The following is a 10,444-nucleotide window of genomic DNA, read 5'->3' on the forward strand; positions in this document are numbered from 1 at the left end:
GCGCAGTTCGTCAGCGGGTTCGGCTCGTCCGACGTTTCCATGTACCAGGTTGCCGGTACGAAAGGCGATCTGCGGCTGGACCCGGGCTACGAAATCGCCGCCGAACTCACGCATCGCCTGACCATAGGCGGCAAGACGCGCAAGCGCGCGTTTGCCAGACGCGATCAGTTCGCGCCCGAACTGTTGTATTTTTCGAACTGCGTGCTCAATGACGAGACTCCCGAACCCTCGGGCAAGGAAGGGCTCGCGGATGTGCGCATCATTACCGCTTTGTATCAATCGATCAAAACCGGCAAACCGGTGAAGCTCGACCTGGCTCCACGCAAAAAACGCCCGCCTCTCGCGCAAGAAATCGTGAGCCCGCCGATCGAGAAACCGGAATTGATCCACGCCGATACACCGACCGGTAGCTGATTTGGAGTATTGCGCCGTTTAGGCGGGCCGATTGTCTCCGTTTGACGACAGATGCCGTTAATTTCCCTTGTGCCCCGCCAGCAGGCGCGGCTTTTCCACATCGGCACGCCGATTGCTTTAATCATCTTGCTGGACGTGCTATGAACATAAAACTACCACTGGAGAAACCATGCGTACGAAAACTTTGACTCTGCTTGCAACACCGATATTCCTGTTGGCGCTGAGTGCGTGCGACAGCCCGCAAAAGGACGTCGCCGAGGCACAGAAGGAAGTCGCCAAGGAACAGCGCGAAGCAAACAAGGAAATTGGGGAAGCGAAAAAGGACGTGGCCGAAGAGAAAAGTGAAGCCATGAACAAACCCATGGATAAAGAACCCATGACGCCGGCGACCCCGCCCGCGCGCTAGACAGTTATATTCCTGCCGGCCGTCGATCATCGCGGCCGAAAAAACCCGCACTTCGTTGGTGCGGGTTTTTTTCGCTTTCCGGTTTTCTGCTTTGCGCTTCCGTTTCAGTTTTTTATTCCAGGTTTTTCAGCCACAACAAGGCCGCGATCGTTTTAGCGTCGCTGATCTTGCCTTCTCTGAGCCACTGCCATGCTTCGGTCCGCGGCAGTATCAGGGTTTCGAGAAACTCGCCGTCTTCACCGGCAGGACCGAGGAACGACAGTTCGCGCGCCAGATAAAGCTCGATGCGTTCGGTCGAATAGGCAACGCACGGATACATAGTCAACAGGTGGCGCCATGATTGCGCGATATAGCCTGTTTCTTCGAGCAGTTCGCGCTTTGCAGTCGCCAGATCTTCCTCGCCGTCTTCGATTTTGCCGGCCGGCAGCTCGTAAAAATGCCTGCGCTGCGCATACCGGTATTGCCGTTCTATCAAGATGCCGCCGTCGTCAAACAGCGGCAGAACCATGACCGCGCCCGAATGGACGACGTACTCGCGGACGGCTTCGCGGCCATCCGGAAGACGCACCTTATCCCGACGAACGTCGAGCAGCCGTCCGCTGAAGACGCTCTCGGAAGCGAGTTGGTGTTCGGTAAAATCGGCCACTGCTCTAAAGCGAGCTCTCGATCGCGTACAGACAAACCGCCATCAGCGACTGCGGCAGAATGCCGAGCGCAAGAATCGCAATGCCATTGATGCTCATGAGCACGGCGACGTCCGTTGGCGGGGCGATAAGCGCGTCGTGTTCGGGTGCTTCGAAATACATCAGGCGCACGACGCGTAAATAATAGAATGCGCCGATCAGCGAAAACATCACGGCGGCCACCGCAAGCCAGACGAAACCCGCATCCGCAACCGCCTGCAGCACCGCAAGCTTCGCGTAAAAGCCGACGGTCGGCGGCAGGCCTATCATCGACAACATCAGCAGCAGCATGACGAAGGCATACCAGGGGCTGCGCGCGTTGAGCCCCTTGAAGTCGCTGAGCTTGTCGGCTTCGAAGCCGGCCCGCGACAGCAGCATGATCATGCCGAAGGCGGCGAGAGTCATCAGCGTGTACACGACAACGTAGAACATGGCCGCGCTGTAGCCGTCCATGGTCCCGCTCAACAGGCCGAGCATCAGGTAGCCCATGTGCGAAATGCTCGAATAGGCAAGCAAACGTTTGAAATTGCTTTGCGAAATGGCGGTGATTTCGCCGACCGCCAGCGACAGCACGGCAAGTATGATCAGCATCAACTGCCAGTCCGGCAGCGACTCCTGCAAACCTTCGACGAGCAGCCGGATGATGAAGCCGAAAGCCGCCAGCTTCGGCGCCGAACCGATGAACAGCGTCACCGCGGTCGGGGCCCCCTGATAGACGTCCGGCACCCACATATGGAAGGGCGCTGCGCCGAGCTTGAAGCCGATGCCGGCGACGACGAACACCACGCCGAAGCCGAGCACGATGATATTCGCCTGCTGGTTCAGAATCGCGTCGGCGATCTCATTGATGTCCAGACTGCCGGTTGCGCCGTAAACCATCGACATCCCATACAGCAGAATGCCCGACGACAGGGCGCCGAGGATGAAATACTTCATCGCCGCCTCGGTCGCCACCGCCGAATCGCGCTGCATCGCCACCATCGCATACAGGCACAGCGAAAGCAGTTCGAGGCCGAGATACAGCGTCACGAAATGATGAGCCGAAACCATCACCATCATGCCCAGCGTCGCGAACAGCGTCAGCGCCAGAAATTCGCCATGCAGCATGGCGCGCTCGGCGAGATAGCCGCGCGAAAAAACCAGCATCAATACGACCGAAAGATAAATGGCGAGCTTCAGCGCATCGGAGAGCGGATCATCGACGAACCCGCCGGAGAACGCTCGCACCACTTCCGGATCGGCTGTCATGATCGTGATTAACGCGCATCCACCCAGCGCAAGCAGCGTCGCGCCGTAAATCAGCGTGCGCCGCGCCTCGCCGATGAACAGATCGAGAACCAGAATCAGCGACGCCGCCGTTAGCAAAAAAATCTCGGCGTAGGCGGGGCGTAAATCAGCGATCGTCATGATAGGGATTATCGCGGCAGCTTGCTTTGTGCTGCGAGTCCAAGCACGTCGCTCACCGAAGTATGCAGAATTTCGGCGAACGGCTGCGGATAAAGACCGAGCGCCAGAACGCACACGGCGAGCGAACCCAGCACCACGATTTCACGCGCGCCGATGTCGGTCAGCGCCGCGACTTGCGGGTTGGCGACCACGCCGAATACGACGCGTTTGTACATCCATAACGTGTAAGCCGCGCCGAAAATCAGCGTCGTCGCGGCCAGCGCCGCGTACCAGAAACTGGCGCCGGCCGAACCCATGATGACCATGAACTCGCCGACGAAGCCACTGGTGCCCGGCAATCCGGCATTGGCCAATGCGAACAGCATGAAAAACGAGGCGAACACGGGCATGGTGTTCACGACGCCGCCATAGTCGGCGATCATGCGGCTGTGCAATCGATCGTAGAGCACGCCGACGCACAGGAACAGCGCGGCCGATACGAAGCCGTGCGACACCATCTGGATGACCGCGCCTTCCATGCCGTACGGATTGAAAATGAACAGGCCGAGCGTGACGAAACCCATGTGTGCGATCGACGAATAGGCGATCAGCTTTTTCATATCGGTCTGCACCAGCGCGACCAGGCCGATGTACACGATCGCGACCAGCGACAGCGCGATCATCAGCCCCGCGAGTTCGTGGCTGGCATCGGGCGCGATCGGCAGCGACAGACGCAAAAAACCATAAGCGCCAAGCTTCAGCATGATCGCCGCCAGCACCACGGAACCGCCGGTCGGCGCTTCGACGTGGGCGTCGGGCAGCCAGGTGTGCACCGGCCACATCGGCACCTTGACAGCGAAGGCCATGAACAACGCGATGAAAACCAGTATCTGCGCGGATAGCGGCAGCGGCAACGCGTAAAAATCGGACAGCGCAAAGCTGCCGCCGGCAGCGTTGTACAAATAGATAAACGCGACCAGGGTCAGCAGCGAGCCGAGCAGCGTGTATAGAAAAAATTTCATGGCCGCGTAAATCCGGTTCGCTCCGCCCCATACGCCGATAATGATGAACATCGGAATCAGCGTCGCTTCGAAAAAAAAGTAGAACAGCATCGCATCGAGAGCGCTGAAAACGCCGTTCATAAGCCCGGACATGATCAGGAACGCCGCCATATACTGCGGGACTTTCTGCTCGATGACGCGCCAGGCTGCGATCACAACCAGTATCGTTGTAAAGCTGTTCAGCAGGATCAGCAGCAGCGAAATGCCATCGATGCCGACGTGGTAATTGACGTTGTAGCGCTCGATCCACGCTTGCAGTTCGACGAACTGCATGCCGTGCGCGAGCGGATCGAAAGCCGGCCACAGCGGTAGGGTGACCAGGAATCCGGCGAGCGCGCCGACCAGGGCAAGCACGCGAACCAGGCCGGCGCGCGCATCCGAACCGACCGCCAGCACGCCCAGTCCGAATGCGATGGGCAGCCAGATGGCCAGGCTTAAAAGGGGGACAGCGGAAATCATCGTATTCGCTTATTTTCGTAAACCTTCGTAAACCATCCTGCTGTCATTCCCGTGAACCTTGTCCCGGCAGGCTCCAAGCCGGGAGCAGGAATCCGGTTTCGCCTTTCGAAAGTCACTCGATTCCCGCTTCCGCGGGAATGACAGCAAAGTTTTGAGCGAGCGCGTCGACAAGGCCGGGATCAGAGCCTAAACGCGGACAAACCACAATGTCATCAGCAGCAGCACGCCGATGATCATCGTAAATGCATAGTGATAGATATAGCCCGACTGGAACTGGCGGACGATAGCGGAACTCCACGCCACCACACGCGCCGAGCCGTTGACGAAAAACCCGTCGATGACGGCGACATCGCCGATGTTCCACAAACCGCTGCCGACTTTGCGCGCGCCGCCGGCGAAGAACCAGTCGTTGAAACGATCGAAGCCGTATTTCTGCTCGAGCACCGTGTAGATCGCTGCAAAGCTTTGCCGGATACGCGCCGGCCAGGCTGGCCGAACGATATAGAGCAGCCAAGCCGTGGCAACGCCGGCTGCCGCCAGCCAGAAAGGCAAGGTCGTCAGGCCGTGCAGTGCAAACGCACCGCTGCCGTGAAACTCGTCCCTGAGCGCAGCCAACACGTCGTGCGCCGGGGCAACGAGGATGGCATCCGCGAACCAGCCGCCGAACAACATCGGCTCGATGTAAGCCCAGCCGGCGTAGATCGACGGAATCGCCAGCATCACCAGCGGCGCCGTCACCACCCACGATGGTTCGTGCAAATGATGCCGGGTGTCTTCATCCATGCGCGGCTCGCCGTGGAACGTCAGAAACAGCAGGCGGAACGAGTACAACGCAGTAATGAAAACCGCGCTCAGGACCGCGAAGTACGCGACGCCGGACCCCGGCAAAGTCGATGCGTGCACGGCCTCGATGATCGCGTCCTTGGAAAAAAAACCGGCGAACGGCGGAATGCCGGCCAGCGCGAGCGAGCCGATCACGGCGGTCCAGTAGGTGATCGGCAGGGTTTTTTTCAGGCCGCCCATCCTGCGCATATCCTGCTCGTGATGCATGGCAATGATCACCGAGCCCGCGGCGAGGAACAGCAGCGCCTTGAAGAACGCGTGCGTCATCAGATGGAAAATACTCGCGGCGTAGGCCGAGGCGCCGAGCGCCACTGTCATATACCCAAGCTGCGACAAGGTCGAATACGCGACCACGCGCTTGATATCGTTTTGTACCAGGCCCAGGAGCGCCATGAAAAAAGCGGTGATCGCGCCGATCACCATGACGAACGACAGCGCGGCTTCCGACAACTCGAACAAAGGCGACATGCGCGCGACCATGAAAATGCCGGCCGTCACCATGGTCGCGGCGTGGATCAGCGCCGAAATCGGCGTCGGCCCCTCCATCGAATCGGGCAGCCACACGTGCAGCGGAAACTGCGCGGATTTGCCCATCGCGCCGATGAACAGCAGGATGCAAATCACCGTCGGCAGCAGCCATGCGACGCCCGGAATGATTTCGATCGGATGCTGCGCGAACTGCGGCGCCAGCGCAAACACCTGCGCGTAATCGAGCGTTCGGAAATACAGCAGCACGAGTGCGATGCCGAGCAGAAATCCGAAGTCGCCGACCCGGTTGACCAGAAACGCCTTTAGATTGGCGTAGATCGCCGATGGCCGCGTATACCAGAAGCCGATCAGCAGATAGGAAACCAGGCCGACCGCTTCCCAGCCGAAGAACAATTGCAGAAAGTTGTTCGCCATGACCAGCATCAGCATCGCGAACGTGAACAACGAGATATAGCTGAAGAAGCGCTGGTAGCCGGGGTCATCGTGCATGTATCCGATGGTGTAGATGTGCACCATCAGCGACACGAAATTGACGACGACCATCATGGTCGCCGACAGCCGATCGATCAGAAATCCGATCTCGAATACGGTGTCGCCCGAAGTCAGCCACGTATAGACCGCGCCATTGAAAATATTGCCTTGGGCGACATCGCGAAACACGACGAGCGACATCGCAAACGATGCGATCATCAAAGCGATCGCGATGCGGTGCGTCGTTGCCCGGCCGAGCAATTTGCCGAAAAAACCGGCGAGGATCGCCCCGGCCAGCGGCGCCAGCGGAATCAGCAGATAGAGGGTTTTCACTTGTCGGTTTCGTCAGGCGCTATGGCCGGGTTGCGTCCGTTGCGGCAAGCGTCTACCCCTTGAGGCTGTCGAGGTCATCGACGTGTATTGTTTTCAGATTGCGGAACAGCACGACCAGAATCGCGAGTCCGATCGCCGATTCCGCCGCCGCGACCGTCAGGATAAAGAAAACAAAAATCTGCCCGGCGGTGTCGCTCAGATAATGCGAGAACGCAATGAAATTGGTATTCACCGCGAGCAGCATCAGCTCGATCGCCATCAGCAAAACGATCACGTTTTTGCGATTCAGGAAAATGCCGACAATGCTGATCGCGAACAGGATCGCGCCCAGAACCAGGTAATGCGATAACGAAAGCGAGAGCAAAGCTGTTTCCTTGTAAAGTTGTCGTTCCCGCGCACGCGGGAATCCAGCCTGACTTCGCCCGGCTCAAAGCGTGCTTGGACCGAGCATCGCGGGAGCGACGGCGACGCGGCTTATCCGGGACCTCCCTGAGCCCTTTCTTCGGCCGGCTCCGAAGCCATATCGATCATGCGAACGCGATCCTCGCGCCGCACCCCGACCTGCTCGCCAGGATCCTGATAACGGGTATTCTTGCGGCTGCGCAAGGTCAGCGCGATGGCGGCAATGATCGCGACCAGCAATATGACGGCGGCGATCTCGAACGCGTAAACGTACTGCGTATAGATGAGCCGGCCAAGCTCCTTGATGTTGCTGTAACCGGCGGCGTGCTCCGCGGGCGGCGGCATTTGCGCAGTACTGAAGTAACCGCCGCCGACGACCACGATCATCTCGGCGACCAGCAAAGCGCCGACGATGCCGCCGAGCGGCAGGTAATCCCAGAAGCCTTCGCGCAGCCGCGCCAGATTGACGTCCAGCATCATTACGACGAACAGGAACAGCACCATGACCGCGCCGACATAAACCAGCACCAGCGTGATGGCGAGAAACTCGGCCTGCAGCAGCAACCAGATGCCGGCTGCCGCGACGAACGACAGCACGAGAAACAGCGCGGCATGCACCGGATTGCGCGCGGTGATCACGCGCAATGCCGCGTAGATCAGAATCAACGCGAGCGCGTAGAAGATGAAGGCCTGAAAGCTCATCGAAACGCCGCATCGGCCTGGCGCGCACGCGCGATCTCGGCTTCGTATTTGTCGCCGACCGCGAGCAGCATGGGCTTCGTGTAGTACAGATCGCCGCGTTTTTCGCCGTGATACTCGAAGATTCCGGTTTCGACGATCGAATCGACCGGGCACGATTCCTCGCAGTAGCCGCAATACATGCACTTGGTGAGATCGATGTCATAGCGCGTCGTCCGCCGCGTGCCGTCGGCGCGCTGTTCGGATTCGATGGTGATGCACAGGGTCGGGCAAATCGCTTCGCACAGCTTGCACGCGATGCAACGCTCCTCGCCATTCGGGTAGCGGCGCAAGGCGTGCAGTCCGCGAAAGCGCGCGCTGCGCGGCGTTTTTTCCTCCGGATATTGCACGGTGATCTTGCGCCGGAAAAAATGCCGGCCGGTCAGCATCATGCCCGTGACCAGCTCGTACAGCAAAAACGTTTTGAAGAAATCGGCTACGCGCCTCGATATGCGTTTCATATGCGTCTCACGATCACCACAGCCACCAGCCGGCGAGCTTCAGCGCACCGATCACTACGATCCAGATCAAGGTGATCGGGATGAACACCTTCCAGCCGAGTCGCATGATCTGGTCATAGCGGTAACGCGGAAACGTCGCGCGAAACCACAGGAACAAAAACAGCACAAACGCGATCTTGCCGAGCAGCCAAAAGATCGGCGGCACGAACGTAAACGGTGTATCGACAGGCGCCAGCCAGCCGCCGAGGAACATGATCGCGCACAGCGCCGAAACCAGAATCATGTTCGCGTATTCGGCGAGGAAGAACACGCCGAATGCAATGCCCGAATATTCGACGTGGAAGCCGGCGACGATCTCCGTTTCGCCCTCGGCGACGTCGAATGGCGCGCGGTTGGTTTCGGCGACGCCGGATATCAGATAGACGAGGAACAGCGGAAACAGCGGCAACCAGTACCAGCTCCAGAATCCGCCGCCGCGCTGGCCATTCACGATATCGACGAGATTCAGACTTTGCGCCGCCATCAGTACGCCGACCAGGGCGAAGCCCATGGCGATTTCATACGATACGATTTGCGCGGCCGAGCGCATGCTGCCGAGAAACGCATACTTCGAGTTCGACGCCCAGCCGGCGATGATGACGCCATAAACGCCCATCGATGTGATCGCAAGGATGTACAGCAGGCCGGCATCGACATTGGCGAGAACGAGTTCCGGCGAAAACGGCACCACCGCCCACGCCGCCATCGCCGGCATGATGGTCATGACCGGCGCCAGCACGAACAGGAATTTGTTCGCGCCCGACGGCACGATGATTTCCTTCATCAGCAGCTTGAGCACATCGGCAAACGGCTGCAGCAATCCGCGGAAACCGACGCGATTCGGTCCGATGCGAACCTGCATGTAGCCGATGACCTTGCGTTCGGCCAGGGTCAGATAGGCGACCGACAAAACCAGCGGCAGCACGATGGCGACGATTTTGGCCAGGGTCCACACGACTGGCCACGCGGGCCCCAAAAGCTGTTCGACGGAATCCATCATTGCTGCTTCATCGCTGCTTCATCACCGACCTGCGCCACGCGTTCGATCTCGATGGCATCGAACGCGCCGCCCAGCCCGGCGGTCATCGGATGCCCGGCCGCAACCCGCACCGTGCCGTCCGCCAATCCGTCGTCGACTATGACCGCCAGTACCGCCTCGGCGTCGTCCTGGCGCAACCGCACTTGCTCGCCGGGCGCAAGCTGCAGACGCCTGTACAGCGCGCTGTTGATCGAAGCGGTTGGCGCAACCGCGTCGTGCGTCAATTGCAGCGAGACGGCGCGGCGCACGATCGGGTCGGCCTGGTAAATCGGCACGTCGCCGACGCGCCGCAATCCCGTTTCCGACCTGACCGCATGATCGACAGGGGCGCTGGCCAGTTTGTTATTCAGTGACATCGGTAACTGCGCCGCCACGTTCATTTCGGCATACACCTGTTCGCTGCTGTGGTAATCGAAGCCATCGAGGCCGAGCAGATTACCCAGCACGCGCAACACCTTCCACGCCGGCCGCGTCTCGCCGAGCGGCGCAACAACGCCGTTGAAAGTCTGCGCGCGGCCTTCGGTGTTGATGAAAGTGCCGGACGTCTCCGAAAACGGCGCGACCGGCAGCATGACGTGCGCATAGGCGGTCGCGCGATGGCGATATGCGCTCAACGCAACGACGAATTCGGCGGACTGCATCGCAGCCATTGCGCGCTTCGGGTTGTAGGCATCGAGCTCGATTTCGCTGCCGAGTAGCAGCCAGGCTTTGCGCGGTTCCTTCAGCATCGCCGCGGCGTCGAGTCCGCGCGCGCCGCGGTGAAACGGCGTTGCGCCGGCAAGATGAGCGCCAACACTGTTGGCCGCTTCGCCGAGAAAGCCGAGCGTCGCGCCGGTTGCCTGCGCGAGCTGTTGGGCGAGCCAGTGCAATTGCGCGGCTTGTGGATGATGCTGGGCCAGGTTGCCGAGGAAGATGGCGCTGTATTGGCCGGCCTTGAGGCTGGCCGCGATCTTTGCCGCAGCTTCGCCGCCCGGTTCATCCGCGGATGCGCGCGCGGCTTCCACAATTTCCGCAAGCGCAGCCGTCATCGCATGCGGCGCGCTGATGAATTTGTGCGCGATCGCCATATGCCAGTTGTCGTCGAATGGATTGACGACGCTGATCGCAGCACCTTTCCCGGCCGCCTGACGCAGCCGATGCGCAATCAGTGGATGATCCTTGGTCAGATTGCTGCCGATGACAAGCACGCGATCCAGCCTGCCCAAATCAGCGATCTTCAG

11 protein-coding genes are annotated in these 10,444 nt (G+C 59.8%); 2 read left to right on the forward strand and 9 right to left on the reverse strand.

All coding sequences use genetic code 11. The features are described from left to right. Both H0V78_07120 and H0V78_07125 read left to right on the forward strand, forming a co-directional pair. Window positions 1–414: gfo/Idh/MocA family oxidoreductase (locus tag H0V78_07120; protein ID MBA2351548.1), on the forward strand; the 414-nt coding region annotated here is incomplete at its 5' end. A 169-nt stretch (window positions 415–583) separates the two neighbouring features. Continuing rightward, window positions 584–820 (forward strand): hypothetical protein, encoded by a 237-nt coding sequence (locus tag H0V78_07125; GenBank protein MBA2351549.1) that lies wholly within the window; start codon window positions 584–586, stop codon window positions 818–820. Between the two features lie 112 nt (window positions 821–932). Here the strand turns inward: H0V78_07125 and H0V78_07130 are convergent, their stop codons facing one another. The 9 genes from H0V78_07130 to H0V78_07170 all read right to left on the reverse strand — a co-directional run bounded on the left by H0V78_07130 (window position 933) and on the right by H0V78_07170 (window position 10,429). Next, window positions 933–1,466, reverse strand: a complete 534-nt coding sequence (locus H0V78_07130) for an NUDIX hydrolase (GenBank protein MBA2351550.1) — start codon at window positions 1,464–1,466, stop codon at window positions 933–935. Between the two features lie 4 nt (window positions 1,467–1,470). Further along, window positions 1,471–2,910 (reverse strand): NADH-quinone oxidoreductase subunit NuoN, encoded by a 1,440-nt coding sequence (gene nuoN, locus H0V78_07135; GenBank protein MBA2351551.1) that lies wholly within the window; start codon window positions 2,908–2,910, stop codon window positions 1,471–1,473. A gap of 8 nt (window positions 2,911–2,918) precedes the next feature. Continuing rightward, on the reverse strand, window positions 2,919–4,409 hold the full coding sequence (locus tag H0V78_07140) for an NADH-quinone oxidoreductase subunit M (GenBank protein MBA2351552.1): 1,491 nt from the start codon (window positions 4,407–4,409) through the stop codon (window positions 2,919–2,921). A 186-nt stretch (window positions 4,410–4,595) separates the two neighbouring features. Further along, window positions 4,596–6,545 (reverse strand): NADH-quinone oxidoreductase subunit L, encoded by a 1,950-nt coding sequence (gene nuoL, locus H0V78_07145; GenBank protein MBA2351553.1) that lies wholly within the window; start codon window positions 6,543–6,545, stop codon window positions 4,596–4,598. Between the two features lie 52 nt (window positions 6,546–6,597). Further along, on the reverse strand, window positions 6,598–6,909 hold the full coding sequence (gene nuoK / locus H0V78_07150; GenBank protein MBA2351554.1) for an NADH-quinone oxidoreductase subunit NuoK: 312 nt from the start codon (window positions 6,907–6,909) through the stop codon (window positions 6,598–6,600). Between the two features lie 110 nt (window positions 6,910–7,019). Next, window positions 7,020–7,649 (reverse strand): NADH-quinone oxidoreductase subunit J, encoded by a 630-nt coding sequence (locus H0V78_07155; protein MBA2351555.1) that lies wholly within the window; start codon window positions 7,647–7,649, stop codon window positions 7,020–7,022. Next, the gene (nuoI, locus tag H0V78_07160) at window positions 7,646–8,146 is read right to left on the reverse strand and encodes an NADH-quinone oxidoreductase subunit NuoI (protein MBA2351556.1); all 501 of its coding nucleotides are present in this window, start codon (window positions 8,144–8,146) and stop codon (window positions 7,646–7,648) included. Before nuoI ends, H0V78_07155 begins: the two co-directional genes overlap by 4 nt. A 13-nt stretch (window positions 8,147–8,159) precedes the next feature. Beyond that, window positions 8,160–9,185, reverse strand: coding sequence for an NADH-quinone oxidoreductase subunit NuoH (nuoH, locus tag H0V78_07165; protein MBA2351557.1), 1,026 nt, complete (start codon window positions 9,183–9,185; stop codon window positions 8,160–8,162). Beyond that, window positions 9,182–10,429, reverse strand: coding sequence for a molybdopterin-dependent oxidoreductase (locus tag H0V78_07170; protein ID MBA2351558.1), 1,248 nt, complete (start codon window positions 10,427–10,429; stop codon window positions 9,182–9,184). Before H0V78_07170 ends, nuoH begins: the two co-directional genes overlap by 4 nt. Between the last annotated feature and the right edge of the window lie 15 nt (window positions 10,430–10,444).

It is taken from the genome of Burkholderiales bacterium, assembly GCA_013695435.1.
In the GTDB taxonomy this organism is placed as follows: Bacteria; Pseudomonadota; Gammaproteobacteria; order Burkholderiales; family JACMKV01; genus JACMKV01.